This window comes from Bacillus sp. S10(2024), from assembly GCF_050473865.1.
Classification (GTDB): domain Bacteria; phylum Bacillota; class Bacilli; order Bacillales; family Bacillaceae_G; genus Bacillus_A.
Window position 1 is genome coordinate 1960195 of sequence record NZ_JBFLUR010000002.1, and the last position, 24100, is coordinate 1984294.

Sequence of the window (24100 nt, forward strand, 5' to 3'; positions counted from 1 at the left end):
AAAGACAGAGCAACTCCTCATAAAAAGAGCAGTTGCTGTTTTCTTGTTGTTTGCATAACAATTGAGCGAAAAAAGTTTTCCTGAATGCAGGAAAACTTTTCTACTCTATCAATGATTTTAAATATCGCTTATCAATTAAAGTTTCATGTGATAAAGCTGCTAAATACTCTTCACGTGCTCTTGCTAACTCATAATTGGCTACGCCGTGAAGGTTTACTTCTTTTTCTAATTCATCATAAGTTCGATGAATAGCCTTTTGAATAATGGAAAATTGCAAACCATCCATTAGCGCCTCCTCCTTTAGATTATCGCATAATAGCAAGTATATGCGTTCTAAAGAAGTTTTATACTAATCACGCGGCGGGCGTTTACCGAAATACTGATAGTAATCAGTGCGAATAAATCCATTAAATAACTTTCGTTTCTTCGATGCATCTTTGCCATACCATTTCTCAAATTCAGGATGGCTTGTTAATACGTATAAAGACCAAGTATCTAACGGACGGAAGGCCTGTCCCATCTCCGCATACATTTTTTCAACTAGAGGCTTTTCACTTAAACGTTCTCCGTATGGTGGATTCGTCACAACGTAACCATATTCCTCTTTTGTTGTAAAATCTTTTACTTGCATTTGCTTAAATGTAATAAGATCACCAAGTCCTACTTCATCAGCATTATCTTGTGCAACCTGTACCATACGATGATCAATATCTGATCCGATAATTTGAAGCGGTTGATCGTAGTTTGCTAAGTCCTCTACTTCTTCACGAGCGATGCTCCAATTGTCTTCACCAACCCAGCCCCAACCATCAGAAGCAAAGTCACGGTTAAATCCTGGAGCAATATTTTGACCAATTAACGCCGCTTCAAGTGGAATTGTTCCAGAACCGCAAAATGGATCTACAAACGGACGATCTGGTTTCCAGTTTGTGAGCATAATTAACGAAGCTGCTAACGTTTCTTTTAACGGAGCATCCCCTTGTCCAACACGGTATCCACGCTTATGAAGTCCAACACCACTAGCATCAATTGTCAGCGTTGCTACATCTTTCAATAACGCTATTTCAATACGAAATAACGGGCCACTCTCTTCAAACCATGTTGTACGTCTATATGTACTTTTCAATTTTTCCACGACTGCTTTTTTTACGATACTTTGACAGTCTGGTACACTAAACAATGTAGATTTAATCGATTTACCGATAACAGGGAATTCACCGTTTTCAGGAATATAATCCCCCCAATTTAGTGCCTTTGTTTTTTCAAATAATTCATCAAATGTTGTAGCCTTAAATTCACCAACTTTAATTTTCACACGATCCGCTGTGCGGAGCCATAAATTACTACGACAAATAGCTTTTTCGTCCGCTTCAAACGTTACTTTCCCATTATCTACATGGCATTCATAACCAAGATTGCGAACTTCTCTTGCAACAAGCGCTTCAATTCCCATTGCAGCAGTTGCAATTAAAGTAACTTTTCCCATCTTCATTCTCCTCATAATGTATAATCTAACACTAATCAGCAATACATTTTCTCTTGCTGATTAGTTAACTCCATGACATCTTTATTTAATTCACTTTTATTAAGTTTAAAAAACTTTCTTTACCATTTTAACTCACATTCTAAAACTTCATACAAATAAAAAGCCCTCCTCTTACAAAGGAGAGCTGAACAAATTCATGATTGGTTCATAACGTTCTGTAAGCCATGTTCTGTACCTTTGTACTGCAAACGGCCCACGCCTCGTACTCCGGTGGCAATCATCTATCTACAGAGCAATTGCATCTGTCCTTTCCCATCGTTCATTTCCTTAGGAAAAGTTCCCCTACCAATATTTGGGTTTCTCGCTCGTGGGGTTTACCTCGTTCCACTCCCATCATTTCTTCCGGGACTTCGTCACTGTGGCACTTTAAAGGTAGTCAAACCATATCCAGATGGACTTAGGTTTTTTCCCTGCCGTTAATCCAGCTTTACGCCGAATTACCCTAGCTTATGACTTCGCTAGGCACGAACACTACGACCATCTCAGGTCGTGCGAGCATGGACTTTCCTCTACAACTAAGCGTTGCAGCGATTACCCAAACGTTATGACATGAATTAGTATAGTGGAAACATAAATATTTTGCAACGTTTTTTATCTGGAAAATACTACAAACTTATTTATTCTCCTCCATTACTCGTATAGTCTACTTCCAAATACAGCTTTCTCCAAATTCGAAAGACGTTTTAAAATGTCTGTATTCGTATTGTTATATACTGGTTGTGGAGTAGAAATTGGCGATGGTGTTGGTTGTACTTGTACACTCACCACTTTTTGTTTTTGTTCTTCCAATTCTTGTTTTAAACGTGCATTCTGCTGCTTTAATTGCTCAACTTCCTTATGAAATGCCTCATAGTCCTTAATAATTAAGTCTAAAAACTTATCAACTTCTTCTTGTTGATATCCTCGCATTCCCGTTTTAAACTCTTTTTCTAAAATATCTTTTGCTGTTAACTTAATTTTATCAGAAATCATTCATTCCACCTCAAGTCTTTACCAAAACTTTCATTACTTAAATTTTTTCAGAAACAGCCCATTTTGTCAATCATATATCTTTATTCCACTGCTCTTCTTCTATTATATCTTGTAAATCAGAAAAAAGTATGAAATAACATGGATAATTTTGAGTTTCTGCTTTTTTCTTTCCTATTTCCACCATATATTTAGGACTTCCTGGCTTTTCTTCATCATACATAGCAAGTAGGGCATCACTTTTTTCAATAAAAAATTGATTCTTTAAACGAAATTGCTCTGGGCTTTCATATTTTCGCTTTGTTATACTATCTACATGATCCGCTTGCGAAAAAATGAATTCATAATACTCCCTATTGTTTTCTTTCCAATTTTCTTCCTGCTCTAAAAAGGGGGTAAATATAGCTAATTTTAAGTCTGGATATTCCAATTGTAAATCAAATACTACTTCAGCTGTCCATAATTCCACGCCTAATTGACCACTAATCATTACCCATTCTAACCCTTCTTCTAACAAAGAAAGTAAACTTTTGCGCACCGCTTTTTTTATGTACTCTACACCAGGATGTTCATTTGAAAAAAGCCCCAGTTCAAATGGTTTATATCCTGTAACAGCTACAACTTTCAATATAAAACGCCCCTTTTCTTCTCAAAAAAAAGAACTAGCAATTTGCTAGTTCTAGCATAGCACTTACTTTTTAAACATGCCACCTACATTTGGTCCCATAGCTGCTGGTGATACAGCTTGCGGACTCACATTCGGTCCAAATGGCGATACTTGACCGCATGGGGCACATCCGCCAAATCCACCAACTCCAGGGCCGAATCCGCCAACTCCTCCAACTCCAGGGCCAGGTCCGCCAAACCCTCCAACTCCAGGGCCAGGTCCGCCAAATCCACCAACTCCAGGGCCGAATCCGCCAAACCCTCCAACTCCAGGGCCGAATCCGCCAACTCCTCCAACTCCAGGGCCAGGTCCGCCAAACCCTCCAACTCCAGGGCCGAATCCGCCAACTCCTCCAACTACAGTTGGAGGTGCAGGTTGTATAACATTCACGCTAGAGTTTGTTTGTGGGAAATAATGCTGCGCCTGTACTACTTGGTGGTGAACGTGTTTCATGTGCGTTGGATGAATATGAGGTACAACCGTTTTTGAAAATGTGTGTGTTTCACAACATTTTGTCGGATGCACAATTGGAGGTGTTGTTGTAACTGGGCTCAGTCCTCCAAAACAAGGATTACAATGATACATAGTCTTTCTCTCCTCTCACAGTTTGAAATAACCTTACATTTTACAATATGTGAAAAGAGTAAAAGCCGTTTGTTACAAATACCTATTTCTATATTGGAAATTAGTCTATAAAAATTGTTTAAAGTTTGTGAAAATAAAAACAGTCAATGTAATCATGATAAAAAACAAAAGTAAAATAACTTTCTTCACATTCGCCCTCTCCATATACTTTATTTTTAATGCTACTGTCATTGTAAAATGGATAGGAGGTCCGAACAACTATTTTTCATGCCATTTTATATGCAAAATTTGGGTATTCATAAATCTTCATACAAATATTTCAAGACATTCGCCTTTAACCTTTTACACTTATCTTCCTATATAAAAGACTCCAAAAACTCCCCGTAAGAACCCGATTGGTTCAACTAACCTTTCATGGGAAATCCGTCCATGAAAGGAAGTTTCACTTTATAAAAAAGCCCCCTACTTGTTTAACGATACCGGTAATTTGGTTCATTGCATTCATCATTTGACCTGCAGTACCCATCATTTTATTAATATCATAATTTCCGTCAGTTGTTTTAAACTGCGACATAAAACTAGAAAATTGACTTGGCTGTTGTTTTGTGTAGTTTTGTTTATTCATCATTGGATATGGTGTATGTGGATAAAAAGAAGATTGAATAGGTTGTTTCGGTGGATAAAACATGGGTTGATTTATATTGGGTTGATTCATATGCGGAAGTTGAAAAGGCTGAAAATAATTATTGTAATTCATATTGTAAGGCATAAAAGGGTACATATTATAGCGTAAGTATGGGTCTTGTTCATTCTGATATATGTTAGAACGTAAGTATGGGTCTTGCGCATTCTGATACATATTAGAGCGTTGAAACATACATTCTCCCTCCTCTCACGATTTTCTATATAGTTAGAATATGAAAGCAAAAAGAAAATGTGTAATTGTCCTATAAATTGCAAATTTTGATGGAAAATGATTTATCTACTGATGAGGAAATTTCATTATTCAGACACATGCCAGCAGTTATCTTCTACATTCTATTTTCTTTCACTAAAAACTTGAAATAAAGTACACACTGCCAAAAATGGCGAGATAACGTAATACAAGCCTTAATTTTTAAGAAGTTTAAATTTTCGAAAAATAAAAAAGTAAGCGTTTATATGCTACCATTAAATAGAAAAGATTCTTATGGGGAGGAATCAACATGGTGTTAGGGGACTTAAAACAAGAATTTGTTGTAAAAAAGGGGTATGAACCTGAAGATTTAAATGAGTTACTTGATTTCGCAAGACATTATTACCTACAAGGTAAAATTTGTTTATCAGAGTATAGAAGTGTAATACGTGAATTAGAAACAATAGGGGCTACAAAACCAACTTACGAAACAGAAAAAGATATTATAACAGAAGCATAAAAATAAGAGGGGATTTCCCCTCTTATTACTTACATTGTTCTAAAATATTTTGTAATGTATAATGAATTGCTTGATGCGTTTCAAAAAAACGTTTTCCATTCATTTTCCTTGCAAAGCACTGTAAAGAATTATTTTGTAAATTTGTACATACTTGTTCAATTTGCTGTACATGTATGTATTTAGGCTTTGTACGCTGCAACCATTCCAAAGCAAGTTGTTTCCACTCTTCTAAGTTTTGATCCACTACAGATACGAATGGCTTTATATCATGATAAAAGTCGAATTCACATTCTTCACTTTCTCTTTTTTTTATAATTGTTTCATCGTTATACTCAATTAGTTTCTTTGTTGATTCAATCAATGTTATATATTCCACTATTTCCACCTACTTATATACTAACGGCTACGATCTGAAACGTTTGTACCCAGTTACCTTTCTCTTCATGATTCAATAATTTCGTTTCCATATGCTTCATATGCATTTCCATTACCTCTACTTTATTAACGACATATTCTCTTTTATCCTTAAGTGCATGATCAACCTTAAGCGACACGTTCATTTCAAGCAAATCAAGAGTATTTAACATCTGATCCATCTTTTTCATTACATCTTCTTTCTGAACCATTTTCATCTTTAACATGCCTCCCTCTTTGCTTTTTCTTTGTCATGTTAATTCGACAGTTCTATTTTTGCTCCTGCATGCTTGACAAAACTAGTTGTAATTCGGCAAAGAAAGTGATTTTTTGTATGAAGTTTATGAAAGTGGCAACAATACGAAAGGGAGGTGTCGACATTGGCTAAAAACAAAAATGAAAACAAGAAAAAACAACCTCAAAACAAGCAAAACAAACCAGAAACAGGGAATCCAAAATTAGACGGTCCAAATTTCCCTGCGACATAAGATTCAACTAACCTTTCCCATGAAAGGCTAGTTGAACCAATCGGGCTCTTACAGTTGGTTTAACTCCCGCTTTCTACAAAGCGGGTTTTTTTTATTATATCACGAATATGAAATTCTTTATTTTATTAAGACTTTTTACACTCGCTCTTCTATCTCCAGTTAAAAAAGGCTATTTAATGAGGCAAAGAAATGTAATTGCTTCTGTTTTTCTAAAAACCATTCTGTCATTTCAACTTCTTCTTTCGGTTCTTCAAATAAAAACAGCTTTTCTACATCCACTCCTGTCTGAAACCAATCATTTTCTACCTTGCGGTGATGGGAAACAACAGAAAATACCTCCCGAAGCTGCGGTGTATTTTGTTCCTTAGATAAAATAAAATATTGTTCATAATCAAATCTTGAACCCGTGTGAACTGTTTGAGAAGAAAATGTATGAAATAACTCCTTATAAGTTGGATGAAATAACAACCATGCTAATCGTTTTCCTAATTCAATTCTCTTTGTTAACGTTTCAAATTGATGTACAGAAAAACCGTATAATTCCCCAGTTATTGTCGGAAATATTACTGCACTAAAATGAAATAACTCTTGAAATTTGAACATTAATGTTTGAAAAATATGCTTTTGATAAAAAGGATGCTCAATAACAGGTTCTTGAATGACACATTGTTCATTAATAATAAGAGCTGTCATAAGTCGTTCTTCTTTTTTTTGCTGCCAAAAACGAGACCATTCCCCTTCCATAAATACCGAAACGGAAAACATTTGTAATAAATGAAACAATGGCTTTTTCATTCGTTTACTATATTCATACAACAGTAACTGTGGATACGCATCTAAAAAAATAAGCCAATTCGCACGTTCATATGTAAGAAATAATTGTTTCCGCATCTCCTTAGATAAAACTTTCGGATAATATTTTCCTTCTAAATCTGTCATATTCCAACCTGCATTTCGAGACACCATACTAGCTAAAAATGACCAACGAATTTCTTTATTACGCTCGTAATATTCTTTGTAAGCATGCGTACGCGAAATGTTATCAGCATTCGCAAGAATCGTTTGTTGCTGAATACAATTTATAAGCTCTTTTTCTTCATTCGTATATAAATAACTTTTCCTTTTTTTTCTTATTTTTTCATATTCACTTTGTGCAAACACAATGTTCTCACCTCGTATCTATCTAAAAAAATAGCCTATTTTTTATTTTTTTTGATATAATCACCTTTGTAAGTAATTCTATGCAATCTGGAGTGGACAAATTATGACCATTCGTTACCCAAACGGAAGAAAGTATACTCAGACTCAGCCAACTCATAACCTGTCATCTATAAGTAAACATACTTATAGTAACAGAGGGATGTCCCTTGAAGAAGAGCTGAATGAAACAAATCAATACTATTTAACTCACAATATTGCTTGTGTGCATAAAAAGCCGACCCCTCTTCAAATCGTAAAGGTCGATTATCCAAAACGGAGCGCTGCCGTAATTAAAGAAGCGTACTTTAAACAACCTTCTACAACTGATTACAACGGTGTATACAAAGGCATGTACATTGATTTTGAAGCGAAAGAGACGAGAAATAAAACGAGTTTTCCTTTGCAAAACTTCCATCTTCATCAAATCAATCATATGAAGGAAGTATTAGCTCATAGCGGAATTGCATTCGTTATTATTAAATTTACTCTTTACGATGAATTTTATTTATTGGAAGCCAAACATATCATTACGTTTTGGAATCGACAAGAAGATGGCGGACGTAAATCCATTACAAAAGAAGAAATAAAAGAATATGGATACTTATTACAATGCGGTTATCATCCTCGCATTGATTATATTCGCACACTAGACACACTTTATTTTTCGTGATAGAGTCAACAATAAGGCTCATTTTTCGACTTTTTGGGGAGAAAATGAAAGGTAGGAGAAAGTATAATGTCAGAAAATTATCGTTCTCGTGAAGAACGAAAACAAGTTCAAAAACAGAAGCAAGAACAGCCTAAAAAAGAGAAACCAAAGAAAAAAAGTTCTTTTCTACGTAAATTTCTAATCGCTTGCTTATTAATCGGCATTGTGACACTAGTAGCTGGAGTTTCTGCTTTCTTTGTTATGGTAAAAGATGCTCCAAAACTAGATAAAGCAAAACTTGTCAATCCATTATCAACAAAGTTTTATGATAAAGACGGAAAGTTCTTATATGAATACGGCGCTGAGAAGCGAACGAATGTCACATATGATCAAATTCCAAAAGTAGTAGAAAATGCCTTCATAGCTACAGAAGATTCACGCTTTTACGAGCACAATGGGATTGATGTTAAGCGTACGACGAAAGCCATCTTCGAAAACGTAACAGGTGGTTTTGGTTCTCAAGGTGGTAGTACCATTACACAACAGGTTATTAAAAACTATTTCTTAACGATGCAAAAAACAACGAAACGTAAAGTACAAGAATGGTATTTAGCTTACAAACTAGAGCAGCAATATTCAAAACATGAAATTCTAGAAATGTACTTAAACAAAATCAACTTAGGTAACCGCTCATACGGAATTGCAACTGCTGCGCAAAATTATTACGGAAAAGATTTAAAAGATTTAAAATTAAACGAAGCAGCATTGCTTGCAGGATTACCACAAGGTCCTAATAAATATGATCCTACGAAGCCACAAAATGTGAAAGCTGCAACAGAACGACGTGACACGGTATTATATTTAATGAACAGACATGGCTATATTACAAAGCAAGAGATGGACGATGCAAAGAAAATTCCAGTAACAGAAGGTATTAAACCGTCTCAAGAAGCAACGCAAATGCCATATCAAGCATTTTTAGATGCTGCTGTAAAAGAAATCGAAGCAGCAGATAAAGATGTAAACATTGGTTCTGACGGTCTTAATATCTATCTAACATTAGATACAAAAGCTCAAGATTTTGCGGATAAAATGTTGAATACTGAAGAGATCATTAACTATCCTGATGAAAAATTCCAGGGTGCATTCACATTTATGGATACTGAAACAGGCGCAGTCCGTGCACTCGGCAGCGGGCGCGGTGAAAATAAAGCAACATTTAAAGGACATAATATAGCTGTTGATACGACAACGCGCCAAGTTGGTTCAACAATGAAGCCGATTTTTGACTACGGCCCTGCTGTTGAATACAAACAATGGTCTACGTATCACCAAGTTGATGACTCAACATACTATTATGAAACAGACCGAAAACGAGAAGTAAGAAATTTTGACAACGGTCATAAAGGTACAATGTCTATGCGTGAAGCATTAGCGCAATCACGAAACGTTCCAGCTGTAAAAATCGCGAATGAAGTCGGACGAGATAAAGCACAAGCTTTCGCTGAAGGACTTGGTTTTACATTTGGAAAAGATGGTGCTGTAGAATCATCAGCAATCGGTAGTAATGGAGCTTCTCCACTCACAGTTGCAGGAGCATATGCAGCTTACGGAAGTGGCGGTATATATCATAAACCACATTTCGTCACAAAAGTTGTCTATCCAGATGGGAAAGAAGTAAACTTTACTCCAAAAGGAAAACGAGTGATGAAGGATTATACAGCATACATGGTTACTGATATGATGCGTAGTGTTGTAAAATCTAGTACTGGTACTGGTAAAGCGGCAAATATTCCTTCATTAGACGTTGCTGGTAAAACAGGAACAACAAACTATTCTGCAGAGGACCTTAGGAAATACGATTTCCCTGATTCTGCAAGTCCTGATTGTTGGTTTGCAGGTTTTACACCACAATATACGATGGCTGTATGGATAGGGTATGACAAACCAAGTGAAGGCTATATTGACAAAAATACATCACCTATCGCACAGCGCATGTTTAAGGCGATGATGAGTGAATTTGGAAGTGATACATCTCGCTTTGAAATGCCAAGTAGTGTAGAACGCATCGGTGATGAACTGTATGTTAAAGGTGCGAAAAAAGATGATGTTCCAAAAGTCAATGTAGATGCACCAAAATTAAATGCATCTTATGATGCTGCATCGCAATCCATTGCTTTAAGCTGGTCTGCTTCAGACGATTCAGACGTATCTTATTCTGTAAGCTATAAAGGTAGTGACGGATCTAGCGGCAGTCCAAAAATAAGCGGTACAGGCGCAACAATTAGCGGTGTCAAACCTGGTGCTACTTATACTATCTCACTTGTTGCGAAAAAGACTGGTGGTACTAGTGCTCCAGCAACAATAACGTATGTAGTACCTGGCGGTGATGATTCGAAGAAAAAAGCTGAGGATGACGCAGCTAAGAAAAAGGCTGAAGATGACGCTAGGAAAAAAGCCGAAGATGACGCTAAGAAAGCTGAAGATGACGCTAAGAAAAAAGCTGAAGAAGATGCGAAAAAGAAAGCTGAAGAAGATAAACAGAATCAAAATCAAAATAACGGAAATACCACACCGGGCGGAGGAACCACTCCAAATCCTCCGAACCCGAACCCGAACCCGAACCCGAACCCGAATCCACCAGCTACACATTAATAAAAAAGAAGCCATTTTCTCTACCGAGAAGATGGCTTCTTTTGCATAATGAGTACTCTTACATATAATTTCTCCAATTCTTCATATAACTGTGTCAGCTGAATAAAAGAATGATAATGATCTGGCTGATTTATAATAAACAAAAAACGCTCCACAAAGTTAACTGGTTTTTGTTCTAGCCTTTCTATTTGTTCATTCATATTCTGTAAACTGACAACAGGTGTTCCATTCATCCAGTGTAAAATAGATAAAAGATGTCCTGCAAATCGCACCATCGGATCTTTCGCTTCTTTTTTGTTTCGATTTCGAAATAACATAGAAATCTCTTCTTTTTGTTCTTTCCATAAGCCTAATACGGTAGGAATGCTCATTTCTATCTCATTCCATGGCTTATATCCCTGCTCAATATCGTAGAAAAAACACGTCTCTTCTAAAAGCTCTCCAAATGATTTCTCTGCATTGTATGCAATGACAGTCTCATCTTCAAAGAAAGGACCCCGCCGAAAGTCATTCGGTATTTCAAGTACTTGCTTCATCACTTTTCCTTTCCCTTCATACGTTTCTTACCTTCACGGCATAACTCTAATAACTTGCATTCCTCACACTGCGGACGCTGTGCCTTGCAGTGATAGCGACCAAAGAAAATCATGCGGTGATGTGTTACTCCCCACTCTTCTATCGGTACTTTCTTCATTAATGTCTTTTCTACTTCTAATACAGAATCTTTCCATTTACAAAAGGCAAGTCGTTTACTAACACGCTCTACATGCGTATCAACTGCAATAGCTGGAATGCCAAATGCAACAGAAACAACAACGTTTGCTGTTTTTCGTCCTACACCTGGTAGCTTCGTTAATTCATCTCGATCTTGCGGCACCTCTCCATCATATTCATCAATAAGCATACGACATAACTTTTGAATATTTTTCGCCTTATTTCTATACAAACCAATAGAACGAATATCTTGCTGTAATTCTTCTAAAGACACCTTTAAATAATCTTCTGGTTTTTTATATTTCTGAAATAAACCTTTTGTTACTTTATTGACAAGAACATCTGTGCACTGTGCAGATAGCGCAACCGCAATAACAAGTTCAAATGCGTTGTCATGATTCAGTTCACAATGCGCTTCTGGGTACATCTCTCCCATTACATCAAGACAATGTCTAATTTGTGTTTTATTTAGCATTATTTCCTCCTACCATTACTGCTCTAGCCAATTATAAAATGGCACTTTTCCAGTATACTTCGTTTCTTGGCGTGATACGTGCTGATTCCGCTGTTGACTTTCTCTAAATTTCCTGCCTTGATTTTGTGCTTGATCGACCGTTTTAATTCCGTTTTTCTTCCATTCAAACAATATACGATCAATATAACGGAAGTTCAGTTTTCCGCTCATAACGGCTTCACGAAGAGCAGCTTGAATTAGAAGTGGGTCGTGATGATCTTGATCTTGCCACATCGCTAACGTCTCACACTCAAATGGAGATAAAGGTCTACCAAATTCATGTTCAAATACTGTATATAAATTTATTTGTAATTGCTTTTGCTCGCGCTCTTCCTCTTCAATGTTTTCACTCATTAAAAAATGTAATATTTTTTCCCAAAGAGGCTGTAGTGAGTAACTTTCACAAATCATTGCCGCAGGTTTCCGGCCTCCCTCTAACGCTAAAAACCCTTTTTGAATTAACTTCTGAATAATCTCCATACACTTTGTTTGTGTAATCGTCATCCGCTCTGCAATTTCTCCTGGAGTCGGGAAAGAGTTTCCTGATTCTAAAAATGTGTGCACATGCAGCAGTACCATAAACTCAATTTCATTTAAACCGAGTTTTTTGTAATGCATCATTAATAATTTTGGAATCGCAATACTACCTTGTTCAAACCACTCTAACATGATTTTCTTCTTCATACTCAAACACCTCGCTTTCTAGTATAACACACCTTTTCACATTTCTTTTTGGCACAATTCGTCAAAAAAAACCTCCCTTTCATATAGGGAGGTATCATTTGAACCGTCTAATTAAAAACAGTTTGTAGAAGTAAGGATGAAAGAACTGTGCTTAGCCTTTCATTTTATTCTTCATAAATCTATGAATACGTTCTAACGCTTTCTCTAACTGCTCAAGTGAAGTCGCATACGATAAACGAACGTTGTTTGGCGCTCCAAATCCCGTTCCTGGAACAAGGGCAACTTTTTCTTCTTCTAACAATGCTTTTGCCCATTCATCAACCGTTTCATAACCAGCTAATGCGACTGCTTCTTTTACATTTGGGAACAAATAGAACGCTCCTTGCGGTTTAATACAAGAGAACCCAGGAATTTGAATTAACTTATCATATACGATATTTAATCGCTCTTCAAATGCTCTGCGCATGATTTCTACAGGCTGTTGATCTCCAGCATAAGCAGCAATCGTTCCGTATTGCGCAATTGAAGTAGGGTTTGACGTACTGTGACTCGCTAAGTTTGTCATCGCTTTAATGAGCTCTTTATTGCCTGCTGCATAGCCAATACGCCATCCTGTCATCGAATGCGATTTTGATACACCGTTAATAATAAGCGTCTGTTCTTGTAATTCGTGAGAAAGCTCAGCAATTGATGTATACTCTGCATCGCCATAAATTAATTTCTCATAAATTTCATCAGAAACGATTAAAATGTCATGCTCTAAACATACTTGTCCAAGCTGATCAAGCTCTTCTTTACTATAAATCATCCCTGTTGGGTTGCTAGGTGAATTAATAATGACAGCTTTCGTTTTCTCTGTAATGACTTGACGTAATTGCTCTGATGTAATTTTGTAATGATTTTCTTCCAAACCATCTACATATACTGGCTCTCCGCCTGCAAGCTTCACTTGTTCTGGATAGCTTACCCAATACGGCGTTGGAATAATAACTTCATCACCTTCATCAAGTAACACTTGAAATAACGTATATAAAGCGTGTTTTGCACCGTTACAAACAATAATTTGAGATGGTTCATAAGATATGCCTTGGTCACGCTCGAATTTTTTGATAATTTCTTGTTTTAGCGCAGCTAATCCACCAGTTGGTGTATATTTCGTATAACCTTCTAACATTGCTTTATAAGCAGCCTCTATAATATGATCTGGCGTATTAAAGTCAGGCTCTCCTGCTCCTAAGCCAATCACATCATATCCTTCTGCTTTTAACGCTTGTGCCTTTGCTGTAATTTCTAACGTTGTAGATGGTGTTAGAGCAGCTACTCGCTTTGCTAATTTCATCCTGAGTTCCCCCTGCACTTATTTTTCAATACTATATCGTTTCAAAAACTTACCATCTTGAAAGGCAAGATAATAGTAAGTATAACGATTTTCATCATCAATATATGTAACTTCCCATAATGGAACATTGTTTTCAGCGCCTAATTTTGCTTTCACCAATTGTTTTGGCTTTCGTTCTTTCGCAACAATTTGCAATGCTTCTTTTTCAGAGATACCTTCGCTCGCCTTTTGCACTAGAATATCTCCTTTTTTCTCAGGCACCCAAACGATATATTGTTCTCCTTTTTCATTCACACCTTGTACAACTTCATATGGAGTTTGTCCATTATAATAATCGACTTTTGTTACGTTTGTGAGCTTTGCTTTTTCCTTTGCAATCTCAACTGTTTTCGATTCTTTCGGGACTTTTTTCTCCATAGTCGTATTATAAATGTGGCCCCCGTATAAAACAACTGCAACGATTACAATAAAAATTGTTAAGATCCACTTTTTCATTGTATCACTACGTTCTGTAAATCGTAAAAATTGCTGTCTCTTTTTCATTTTCGTCTAATGCTAATCCGAACATCAGATCTTTCTCTTTTAATGTTCGATTTAAACTATCAACAACCTTATATAAATCAGACGAGTACGTCAGACGCGTCGTTGATAATACTTCAATTTTCTTCTCCATGAAAACTCCTCCGTTACACAAAATTTCTAATTATAAAAGAACGCATTGCGGTTACAATAAGGGTACATTCTTTCCAACCCCTGCTTCATCACCCATCTATTATAGCAGGACATGTTCTCCAAAAAAAGGTTTGAAGTCGAAAACCGATGTATTTCTATCTTTAATGTAAGAAAAAATAAAAATTCCTCCTACCCACATGTTACGCCTGAAGCAAGTTTGCTTCAGGCGTAAACTATTATTTCATTTTTTTTATTAAATCATCTAATGGTCCTTCATATAATGGGACGGTTGGAATCGATTGGAGAAATCGTTTTCCATAAAAAGATGCAGTAAGACGACGATCTAGCACAAACACTGTACCTGTATCCGCCGTTGTACGAATAAGGCGTCCGAACCCTTGTTTAAAGCGAAGAATGGCTTGCGGCAGAGCAAGCTGTGTAAATGGATCTTCTCCCTTTTCTTTTAATCGTTCACCTTTCGCTTGCATCATCGGCTGATGCGGTGATGTGAATGGAAGACGCACGATAACAAGACAACTTAATGCTTCTCCTGGTATGTCAATCCCTTCCCAAAAACTGCTCGTCCCTAATAGAATCGCCTTTTCAAACTCTTGAAACTTTCGAATCATTCGGCTCCGACTACGATTATGAACACTTTGTGTTAATAAAAGGAATTCTTCTAACTCATCGTTCTTCTTTAATACCTCATATACTTCTTTTAACATTTCATATGATGTAAATAAAACAAGCATTCGACCATTTGTAGCTTTCGCAATTTTTATAATATGCTTCGAAACCGCTCTGATATACTCTTCTTCACTTACATGTTTAATATGCGGAACATCTGTTGAAATCATTAACTTTACTTTCTCTTCATAATGAAATGGTGATGGGATGGTTACTGTATTTGGTGTAAAATCTTCTAAACCAAGCTCCGCTTCTATATAATCAAACGTATCATTTACCGTTAAAGTCGCTGAGGTAAAAATAACACTTCGTTTACGTGCCAAAAATTGATCAGCAAATAGGTCACTGATATTAACCGGCTGTGCGTATAAAATAGTTGAATGAATTGTTCCTTTCGTTTCAGCTTCCATCCATGTCACATGACTCGTTTCTTCTAAAATAAGCATCCGTAACGATTGGGTCATTTTAGAAAGAAATTCAGTAAGATGCACAAATTCTCCCGTAACCATATGCCGTTCCCATTCACCTTGTTTTTGCAACATTTCACATTGTTTTTCTAATAATGTAAGCACCCGTCCTAACTGGTGGACAAAACGATCCGTTAATTCCACAATACTACGCCAAAGCTTGCCTCTTTCTTTATTTACATCATAACGATAAATAAGCGGTATATTTCCAAGCACGTGTTCCTGCTTTGTTTTTTGAAATATAAAAGTACGCAGCATTTGAAATAATTCATCTGCATCAAATTTTATTTCTTTCAACATATAGCTAATTGTTTGAAACGTAGAACGTACAGCAATTTGTGACTGCTTCATCATATCATACACTTTAGCTAATACATTAGATGTTTCAAGCGTACCAAATCTTGATAATACGAGTTGAAAATACATACAAGAAAACTGCTCTCCTAGCGCTCTACTTGCCGTTTCTTCAAGATGGTGAGCTTCATCAAAGATAATATGTTCACATGAAGCAAGCAATGGTTCTTCACTTACAAAATCCTGAAATAACAAAGTATGATTTGTGACTACAACATCTGCAAATAATGCTTTGTTTTTGGCACGTTGATAAAAGCAGCGGCTAAACCAGGCGCTCTGCATCCGACTCGGACTCTGTGCATCACTGCAAATTCGTTCCCACAATAGCTTCCCGCCAGCAGGAATGTTCAACTCATCTCGATCCCCTGATTCTGTATCAAGGAGCCAGACTAAAATTTTCGCTTTCGTCAATGCATTATCATAATTGTTTTCAATTTCTCCCAATGCATGCTCAAATTTATGTAAACACAAATAATGCTTTCTTCCTTTTAACATTGCTACTTCAAATGGAAACGGAAGTATTGTTTTCAGTAGTGGGATTTCTTTTGCTAAAATTTGTTGCTGCAGCTGCACAGTTTGTGTACTTATAACGACCGGCTGTTCTTTTTCTTTCGCATAAAAAATACTAGGGAGTAAATATGCTAATGTTTTCCCCGTACCTGTTCCCGCTTCAATTAACGAAAAACGGGAATCTCGAAGCGCTTCGTAAACCTCGTTTATCATAATTTTCTGTCCTTCTCTATTTTCAAAAGAAGGCATTATTTCCCCTAAAGACTGCATCGTTTCCGTTAAAAAAGAAGAAAAATCAGTAGGAGAATCCTCTCCAATTTGTAATGTATAATTGCGTTTACTTAAGGCAATATTTCGGTATATATCATATTGCTTCTCATCATCTGTTCCATGCATCATTTTATTTAAAATACATGCAGACATAACATCTCCAATGTTACTTTGAAACATATCACTTAGCTCATATAACGCTTGCAACGTAACGAGTGGCAATCTTTCCATTTTAGAAAGTAATTGCAAAAATATCTCTGCTGTTACCATTGCATCACTGTCAGCACGATGAGGCTGATCATGGTCAAAGCCATATCTTTTAGCTAAATCGCGTAATTTATAACTATCAGCTGTTGGCAATAAAATATGCGCCAGTTCAACTGTATCAATTTTCGAACATGTTACTTCTGAGAATCCAGCTTGCCGTAATTCTTCTTTCAAAAAATTCCAATCGAAATGAACGTTATGCGCAACGAAGTACGCACCTTGTAATAGTTCAATAATCATCGGCGCCACATCTCGGAATAACGGAGCTTGTTTCACAAGTGTTTCATCAATCCCCGTCAATTCTGTAATAAATGGTGGAATGTCCCGTTCAGGGTTTACAAAAGAAGAGAAAATCTCAAGAATTTCCCCATCCTCTACAACAACTGCTGCAATTTGAGTGATTTTATCTTTCCCATCTTTCCAGGCATTCCCTGTCGTTTCTAAATCGACTACGACATAACGCTTACTCATGTATGACACCTCAATTTCTTACCTTTGCGCAACAAAATTTCTATAGTGTTACTATACCACGTTTTCCCTCATCTTAATGGAAAGATACGAAAAATGAAATGATTTTCCTTTCCTATAAGAAAAGCTATCTCTTTTTTCAGAGATAGCTTTTCTTATCCATTATAAAATCGTGCCTGCTTTTTCCGCTCCAAGCATTTCCACAATTTGATTATTATCATCTAAAACAGCAATTTTCGGGATGTGTGTTAGTACCTTTTCTTCTGAAACAAGTCCGTAACAAATAATAATCACTTTATCCCCTGGTTGAACAAGACGAGCAGCTGCTCCATTTAAACAAATGACTCCGGTACCGCGTTCTCCTTTTATAACATATGTTTCTAAACGTGCACCATTATTATTGTTCACAATTTGTACTTTCTCATTTTCGACAATCCCTACTGCATCCATTAAATCTTCATCAATTGTAATGCTTCCTACATAATTTAAGTTTGCTTCTGTTACTGTACCGCGATGTAACTTCGCTCTCATCATTGTGCGAAACATAGTTGCTCCCCCTTATTAAACCGTAAATGTAATATTATCTATTAGTCGTGCATTTTCAAACTTTACAGCAATTGCAATAATGATTTGCCCGCTTATTTGCTCAACCTGTGTTAAGTTTGGATAAGCATATAGATCGGCATAGTCAACAAGACCATTTGTGTTCGTTTCAATATATTCTGTAATATAGTTCGTAATCTTTTCTGGACTACGTTCTCCTTTAATAATTTGCTCTTTTGCCATACATAAACTTTTATATAAATGCGGTGCTTCTTGACGTTCTCGTTCAGATAAATAAACGTTACGAGAACTACGTGCCAATCCGTCTTCTTCCCTTACAATGTCAACTGGTACAATTGTAACAGGAAAATTATAATCACTAACAAACCCATCTATAACTGCTACTTGTTGTGCATCTTTCATCCCAAAATACGCACGATTTGGCATTGTAATATTGAAAAGTTTCATGAGTACCGTTACAACACCTTCAAAATGACCAGGGCGCTGCTTTCCACATAAAACATTCGTGCGCTTTATCACTTCAATATTCGTTGTTCGCTCCGCTGGATACATTTCTTCGACACTTGGGTAAAATAAATAATCTACTTCCACTTCACGTGCTAAGCGCTCATCACGCTCAATATCGCGCGGATAACGCTCTAAATCTTCATTCGGCCCAAATTGCAATGGATTTACAAATATACTTAACATGACAATATCATTTTCTTTTTTCGCTTGTCTCAGTAACGTCAAATGCCCTTCATGCAAATACCCCATCGTTGGAACGAATCCAACCTTTTTTCCACTTGCACGAAGCTCACTTGCGATTTGTTGCATCTCTTGCACGGTTGTAATAATATTCATTACTGTTTTCCTCCGTATAACGCTAAGCATTCTTCTTCTTTCATCGTAAACGAATGTGCTTTCTCTGGAAATTGTTTCTGCTTCACTTCATGAACATATTGTCCAATCCCTCTTACGATTTCTTCTTGCACAGACGTATATTGCTTCACAAATTTTGGAACACGATTAACGCCATACGTAATCAGATCGTGATAAACAAGAACTTGACCATCTGTTTGATTCCCAGCGCCAATACCGATAGTCGGAATCAACGATTGCTTTGTTACAAGTTCCGCTAATTGCATCGGTACACACTCTAATACAAGTGCAATTGCTCCCGCCTCTTCACACTTTTTCGCATCTTCAAGCAATTGTTTTGCACTTTCTGCATCTTTCCCTTGCACTTTGTAGCCACCTAGCACACCGACAGATTGCGGAGTTAATCCAAGATGAGCTACAACTGGAATACCTGCATTCGTAAGGAAACGAATGATTGATACAACTTCATCTGCTCCTTCAACTTTTACAGCATGCGCACCGCTTTCTTGAATAATGCGACGTGCATTATGCATCGTTTCTTGTAGTGAAACGTGATAAGACATAAATGGCATATCCGTTACAACGAATGTATTTTTCGCACCGCGGCGTACTGCTTTTGTATGATGAATCATATCATCGACAGTTACAGGAATTGTTGAATCATAGCCGAGGACAACCATTCCAAGCGAGTCTCCAACTAAAATCATATCAACTTCTGCTTCTTCAGCAAACTTTGCGGATGGATAATCATACGCAGTTACCATCGCAATCGGCTCATTTTGTTCTTTCATTTTCAAAAAATCCGTCACAGTTTTCACGAATTTCTCCTCCTTTATCTGGAGAGAGGAGATGGCCGGATGAAAAAACATATAAAAAACCCTTCTGACCGTAAAAAGGCAGAAGGGTAGTATCATTCGGCAATATTCATCCCTCTGTCCCAGTCCTATTTTGGATCAAGGCAGAACCACATGTTTATTTTGATTTTCTCACATAGCGGTGCAGTTCCAATTGATACTGCCCATATTCGCCCTTATTATAACAAATAGCAAAACATAATTGCTATACTTTTCTAAAAAAGAAAATCATTTTCCATATACAATAGCCCTTCACTTTTTTTAACAATGAAGTGAAAAATAACTGCTAAACGTTTCACTTTACTTCAATATCAGCGGAATGAATATGATGTACAACCCCATCATGATCTTCAAGTATAAGAACACCATCAGCCGTAATTCCCTTTGCAATTCCCGTAATTGTATTTGTCATCATACGCGCTGTAATTTCTTTTCCAATACTCACAGCGTAGCTTTCCCAAAGAAGCTTAATCACTGAAAAACCTCGTTCTAAATACTCTTTATATAGCTTTTCCATCTGCAAAAAGATTTGCTGCATCAGTTCAGCCCGTACGATCGTTTTTCCAGATTCAATTGCTAAAGAAGTAGCTATGTGCTGGATATCTTCAGCAAAATGCTCTTGCTTTTGATTCACATTAATGCCAATTCCAATAATAACAGCATTAATTTTATCAGGATCTGCTTGCATTTCTGTTAAAATGCCAACTACTTTCTTACCATTAATTAAAATATCATTCGGCCATTTAATGCCAACGGAAAGATTTGTGCATTTTTCAATAGCCTGCGCTACGCTCACAGCGGCTAATAATGTTAATTGCGGCGCTTGATGGATCGGAACTGTCGGGCGCAAAATAATGCTCATCCAAATTCCTGTTCCTTTTGGTGAGTACCACTTTCTGCTTAATCGACCACGACCTGCTGTTTGCTCCTCTGCAACAATAACAGTTCCTTCAGCCACTCCTTCATAAGCAAGACGAGCTGCGATTTGCTGTGTAGATGTTACCGACTCTTCAAAGTATACTGTTCGGCCTAGAAACTCTGTTTGTAAACCAAGTTGAATTTCATTTGCCGTTACTTTGTCCGGTTTACTGGCAATCCGATATCCTAAGCGTCTTACAGCTTCTAGCTCATATCCTTCTTCTCTAAGGACCTCCATGTGCTTCCACACAGCTGTTCTTGAGCACCCAAGCTTCTCACTAATCGTTTGACCTGATAGAAATTCACCATTCGCCTCAGAAAAGATTTGCAATAACTGTTTTCTTATAGCAGATTGCATCTATACAGCCACTCCTTTATACACTCTTTCTCATTTTTCAATCGTCCGTATACGACTTCTTCTTCAATTTTTTGCAAAACATTCGCAACCCACGGTCCTGCCTGCTCGTTTGACCATGTTAATAAATCATTGCCACTAACTTGCAACTCTTGACGATTTGAAATTGGTAGATCATCATATAGCTTCTCTACATTCTCAACATTCGAATGTAAATATGTATTCATAATACCTTCATATACACGCTCGGCCATAACCGCAACATCTTTTCCAGCTTTATATAATAAAAGTGCATCCCACTCTTGTTTTTCTCGCGCTTTTACATATAATATAACGGATACAATTTCTTTAATCTTTTTATTTGAGAATTTCCATTGTCGTAAAAAAACAGATGGATGTTCTTCTTTAACACAATATAAAAAGAACGCCCACGCTTCAATATCATTTTTAAAGAAGCTCCAATCATGCTCGGCCGCTTTTGAAATGAAGTCACCGCACATTTGTAAATAAGGTAAATGCTCATATAATTTCGTTTCTACCAATAGCTGAAGCCCTTTTGCACAATGTGTCCCGACAAGTAACTTTTCAAATTCAACTGCAATTCTTTCAATTGCGATATGTTCCAACAAATGTCCATGTTCTATAATGGCTTGTTTTGTTCCTTCTTCTAATGTAAAACCAAGTGTACTAACAAAACGAATGCCGCGCATCATTCGCAGAGCATCCTCTTGAAAGCGGTCAATTGGATTTCCGACAGTTGCGATTTCCTTCTTGGCAATTGCTTCTTGTCCGCCAAATAAATCAACTATTTCTCCCGTTTCTTTCATCGCAATCGCATTCATTGTAAAATCACGGCGCTGCAAATCTTCATCTAATGAACGAACAAATTGCACACTGCTAGGACGCCTGAAATCTTCATAATCGCCTTCTGTTCGAAATGTCGTTACTTCATATGGAATATCTTCTTGTAAAACAATAACCGTCCCGTGTTCAATGCCAACAGGAACGTGACGCGGAAATAGACGCATCACATCATCCGGCAGAGCCGATGTCGCAATATCGATATCACCAATTGATCTACCAATAATATAATCGCGCACACTCCCACCTACAAAATAAGCTTCAAAGCCGTTCTCTGTTAACGTCTTAATAATTGAAGCTGCTCGTTTAAATCGTTGCATGTTTGTCATCCCTTAGTATGTCATAATAAATTGCTTCATATTGTGAAACAATCATTTCTGAGCCAAATTGTTCATACGCCACTTGGATAGAACGCTCGGCCATTTTAGCATGTAATGTATCATCTTGAAGAAGCTGCACTGCTTGCTGCGAGACGCATTCTATATCTCCTACTTCACATATGTATCCCGTTTCTCCATGTTGAATGACTTCGGGAATCCCGCCAGTACGTGTACCAATACAAGGGACACCACACGCCATTGCCTCAAGTAATACGAGTCCAAAGCTTTCTTTTTCAGACAATAGAAGCATGAGATCACTCATCGTCAAAAGCTCTGCTACATTATCTTGTTTTCCTAAAAATAAGACCTGATTCTCAATATCTAAATGCTTTACAAGCTGTACAATCGTACAAAACTCAGGACCATCACCAACGAGTAATAGTTTTGCTTTTACTTGTTTTACAATAAGGGCAAATGATTTCACGATATCCTGAACACGTTTTACTTTACGAAAGTTCGAAATATGAATTAATACTTTTTCGTCTTCTTGTATACCATATTCTTTTCTTAACTGTGACATATCGCGCTGAAAATACACACGCTCATCAATAAAATTATAAACTGTTTGAATTTCTTTTTTTGTTTTTATTAATTCGTACGTTTCTTCAATAAGTGAATGTGATACAGCCGTCACAACATCCGATTGCTCAATTCCAAAACGAATTAAATTATTTAAAGAAGGATCGGACCCGAGTACTGTGATATCTGTTCCGTGCAATGTCGTGACAATTTTAATATTCTCTCCAATCATTTGCTTTGCCAAATATGCACAAACCGCATGTGGAATTGCATAATGTACATGCAATATATCTAACTTTTCTCTCTGCGCTACTTCTGCCATTTTACTTGCTAACGCCAAGTCATACGGAGGGTATTGGAAAACAGAATATTGATTCACTGTTACTTCATGAAAATAAATATTCGGATATACTTTATTTAAACGAAATGGCAATCCTGATGTAATAAAGTGGATTTCATGTCCACGCTCTGCCAACAACTTCCCTAATTCCGTTCCAACCACTCCAGAACCGCCAACAGAAGGATAACATGTAATCCCTATTTTTAATTTCATTTTACTCCCCCTATTAAATCTTGATTTAATAGAATTGGCCTATTGCTCATAAACCCTTCTGCATACATCACGCCAACTTCTTTTCCAAACATTTTTTCCCGCGCTACAACTGTCTCTACATATCCTTCTGTCAATGGAGTCATAACACCGCTTGGTCCTTTAGTAAATTGACTTTCATACGCCTCTAACGCAGCAACCTTATCAGAAATAGAAGAACTAATATCAATACAAAAATCTGGTTTATGAAAACCATTAATCATGTAGAAATAGAGTGATTGTACACGATGCGGTGGAAATTCCGGCATATATTTACGAATCCCCGCTGAGAAAATGGCTTCTTCTACAAGTTTAGCGCAATTCGCATGATCCGGATGACGATCCTCATAAAATGGCACGAATACAAGTTGCGGTTTATATGTACGGATGATTTTCACGATCTCTTGAATATACTCTTCCTTCATATAGAGGCCTCGGTCTGGCATCGCTAGGTTCATACGCTTTTGGACACCAAGTATATCAGCTGCTTTCATTGCTTCCTGTTTTCGCAGCTCTACTGTTCCATTAGAAGAAAGATTCGCCTCTGTTAAATCACAAATCCCTACTTCATATCCTTGTTTTGTATATTTTGAAATCGTGCCTGCCATACCGATTTCAACGTCATCGGCATGGGCACCAAAAGCTAATATATGTAATCCGTTCAT

Annotated in this window: 26 protein-coding genes and 1 other RNA gene; 3 read left to right on the forward strand and 24 right to left on the reverse strand. The window is 37.0% G+C overall.

Annotation, left to right across the window (positions count from 1 at the left end):
* Positions 1-100: 100 nt before the first annotated feature.
* From AB1280_RS10060 to AB1280_RS10090, 7 genes are all read right to left on the reverse strand, one after another.
* Positions 101-286: a DUF3921 family protein gene (locus AB1280_RS10060; RefSeq protein WP_272189240.1), complete on the reverse strand. Its 186-nt coding sequence runs from the start codon at positions 284-286 to the stop codon at positions 101-103.
* 63 nt (positions 287-349) lie between these two features.
* Entirely contained in the window at positions 350-1486 is a 1137-nt protein-coding gene (locus AB1280_RS10065) for a THUMP domain-containing class I SAM-dependent RNA methyltransferase (RefSeq protein ID WP_429755745.1), read from the reverse strand.
* 213 nt (positions 1487-1699) lie between these two features.
* Positions 1700-2089, reverse strand: an RNA gene (gene rnpB / locus AB1280_RS10070) — RNase P RNA component class B.
* Positions 2090-2176: 87 nt separating this feature from the next.
* Positions 2177-2518, reverse strand: coding sequence for a cell division regulator GpsB (gene gpsB / locus AB1280_RS10075; RefSeq protein ID WP_272189237.1), 342 nt, complete (start codon positions 2516-2518; stop codon positions 2177-2179).
* A gap of 70 nt (positions 2519-2588) precedes the next feature.
* A complete protein-coding gene (locus AB1280_RS10080; RefSeq protein ID WP_429755746.1) occupies positions 2589-3143 on the reverse strand; it encodes a DUF1273 domain-containing protein in 555 nt (184 codons plus the stop codon).
* 63 nt (positions 3144-3206) lie between these two features.
* Complete coding sequence (locus tag AB1280_RS10085; protein ID WP_429755747.1) at positions 3207-3767, reverse strand: CotD family spore coat protein; 561 nt, start codon at positions 3765-3767, stop codon at positions 3207-3209.
* Positions 3768-4209: 442 nt separating this feature from the next.
* The gene (locus AB1280_RS10090) at positions 4210-4644 is read right to left on the reverse strand and encodes a YppG family protein (protein ID WP_272189234.1); all 435 of its coding nucleotides are present in this window, start codon (positions 4642-4644) and stop codon (positions 4210-4212) included.
* Between the two features lie 328 nt (positions 4645-4972).
* Here AB1280_RS10090 and AB1280_RS10095 point away from each other — a divergent pair, with 328 nt between their 5' ends.
* Entirely contained in the window at positions 4973-5182 is a 210-nt protein-coding gene (locus AB1280_RS10095) for a YppF family protein (RefSeq protein ID WP_098915248.1), read from the forward strand.
* 25 nt (positions 5183-5207) lie between these two features.
* Here AB1280_RS10095 and AB1280_RS10100 read toward each other — a convergent pair whose 3' ends face one another.
* The 3 genes from AB1280_RS10100 to AB1280_RS10110 form a co-directional block, all read right to left on the reverse strand.
* Positions 5208-5558: a YppE family protein gene (locus tag AB1280_RS10100; protein WP_429755748.1), complete on the reverse strand. Its 351-nt coding sequence runs from the start codon at positions 5556-5558 to the stop codon at positions 5208-5210.
* Between the two features lie 13 nt (positions 5559-5571).
* Complete coding sequence (locus AB1280_RS10105; protein WP_272189478.1) at positions 5572-5814, reverse strand: hypothetical protein; 243 nt, start codon at positions 5812-5814, stop codon at positions 5572-5574.
* A 429-nt stretch (positions 5815-6243) separates the two neighbouring features.
* Positions 6244-7245, reverse strand: coding sequence for a DUF2515 domain-containing protein (locus tag AB1280_RS10110; RefSeq protein ID WP_429755749.1), 1002 nt, complete (start codon positions 7243-7245; stop codon positions 6244-6246).
* 103 nt (positions 7246-7348) lie between these two features.
* Between AB1280_RS10110 and recU the strand changes: the two genes are divergently transcribed.
* The gene (gene recU, locus AB1280_RS10115) at positions 7349-7954 is read left to right on the forward strand and encodes a Holliday junction resolvase RecU (RefSeq protein ID WP_272189480.1); all 606 of its coding nucleotides are present in this window, start codon (positions 7349-7351) and stop codon (positions 7952-7954) included.
* A 66-nt stretch (positions 7955-8020) separates the two neighbouring features.
* Positions 8021-10588: a PBP1A family penicillin-binding protein gene (locus tag AB1280_RS10120; RefSeq protein ID WP_429755750.1), complete on the forward strand. Its 2568-nt coding sequence runs from the start codon at positions 8021-8023 to the stop codon at positions 10586-10588.
* Positions 10589-10608: 20 nt separating this feature from the next.
* Here the strand turns inward: AB1280_RS10120 and AB1280_RS10125 are convergent, their stop codons facing one another.
* The 14 genes from AB1280_RS10125 to bshB1 all read right to left on the reverse strand — a co-directional run bounded on the left by AB1280_RS10125 (position 10609) and on the right by bshB1 (position 24100).
* Complete coding sequence (locus tag AB1280_RS10125) at positions 10609-11124, reverse strand: YpoC family protein (RefSeq protein WP_429757325.1); 516 nt, start codon at positions 11122-11124, stop codon at positions 10609-10611.
* Entirely contained in the window at positions 11124-11777 is a 654-nt protein-coding gene (gene nth / locus AB1280_RS10130; RefSeq protein WP_429755751.1) for an endonuclease III, read from the reverse strand. Before nth ends, AB1280_RS10125 begins: the two co-directional genes overlap by 1 nt.
* A 15-nt stretch (positions 11778-11792) precedes the next feature.
* The gene (gene dnaD, locus AB1280_RS10135) at positions 11793-12500 is read right to left on the reverse strand and encodes a DNA replication protein DnaD (protein WP_429755752.1); all 708 of its coding nucleotides are present in this window, start codon (positions 12498-12500) and stop codon (positions 11793-11795) included.
* A gap of 151 nt (positions 12501-12651) precedes the next feature.
* Positions 12652-13839 (reverse strand): pyridoxal phosphate-dependent aminotransferase, encoded by a 1188-nt coding sequence (locus tag AB1280_RS10140; protein WP_272189487.1) that lies wholly within the window; start codon positions 13837-13839, stop codon positions 12652-12654.
* An 18-nt stretch (positions 13840-13857) separates the two neighbouring features.
* On the reverse strand, positions 13858-14334 hold the full coding sequence (locus AB1280_RS10145; RefSeq protein WP_272189727.1) for a DUF5590 domain-containing protein: 477 nt from the start codon (positions 14332-14334) through the stop codon (positions 13858-13860).
* Between the two features lie 7 nt (positions 14335-14341).
* Positions 14342-14512 (reverse strand): YpmA family protein, encoded by a 171-nt coding sequence (locus AB1280_RS10150; protein ID WP_081904925.1) that lies wholly within the window; start codon positions 14510-14512, stop codon positions 14342-14344.
* A 235-nt stretch (positions 14513-14747) separates the two neighbouring features.
* Entirely contained in the window at positions 14748-17537 is a 2790-nt protein-coding gene (gene dinG / locus AB1280_RS10155; protein WP_429755753.1) for an ATP-dependent DNA helicase DinG, read from the reverse strand.
* Positions 17538-17696: 159 nt separating this feature from the next.
* Entirely contained in the window at positions 17697-18080 is a 384-nt protein-coding gene (gene panD / locus AB1280_RS10160; RefSeq protein WP_020059575.1) for an aspartate 1-decarboxylase, read from the reverse strand.
* A 15-nt stretch (positions 18081-18095) separates the two neighbouring features.
* A complete protein-coding gene (gene panC, locus AB1280_RS10165) occupies positions 18096-18941 on the reverse strand; it encodes a pantoate--beta-alanine ligase (RefSeq protein WP_272189490.1) in 846 nt (281 codons plus the stop codon).
* On the reverse strand, positions 18941-19777 hold the full coding sequence (gene panB / locus AB1280_RS10170; RefSeq protein ID WP_429755754.1) for a 3-methyl-2-oxobutanoate hydroxymethyltransferase: 837 nt from the start codon (positions 19775-19777) through the stop codon (positions 18941-18943). The genes panC and panB overlap by 1 nt, the downstream gene beginning before the upstream one ends.
* A 331-nt stretch (positions 19778-20108) precedes the next feature.
* On the reverse strand, positions 20109-21089 hold the full coding sequence (locus AB1280_RS10175) for a biotin--[acetyl-CoA-carboxylase] ligase (RefSeq protein ID WP_429755755.1): 981 nt from the start codon (positions 21087-21089) through the stop codon (positions 20109-20111).
* Entirely contained in the window at positions 21074-22267 is a 1194-nt protein-coding gene (locus AB1280_RS10180) for a CCA tRNA nucleotidyltransferase (RefSeq protein WP_429755756.1), read from the reverse strand. The genes AB1280_RS10175 and AB1280_RS10180 overlap by 16 nt, the downstream gene beginning before the upstream one ends.
* Positions 22254-23399, reverse strand: a complete 1146-nt coding sequence (gene bshA, locus AB1280_RS10185; protein ID WP_272189495.1) for an N-acetyl-alpha-D-glucosaminyl L-malate synthase BshA — start codon at positions 23397-23399, stop codon at positions 22254-22256. Before bshA ends, AB1280_RS10180 begins: the two co-directional genes overlap by 14 nt.
* Positions 23396-24100, reverse strand: coding sequence for a bacillithiol biosynthesis deacetylase BshB1 (bshB1, locus tag AB1280_RS10190; protein WP_272189496.1), 705 nt, complete (start codon positions 24098-24100; stop codon positions 23396-23398). Before bshB1 ends, bshA begins: the two co-directional genes overlap by 4 nt.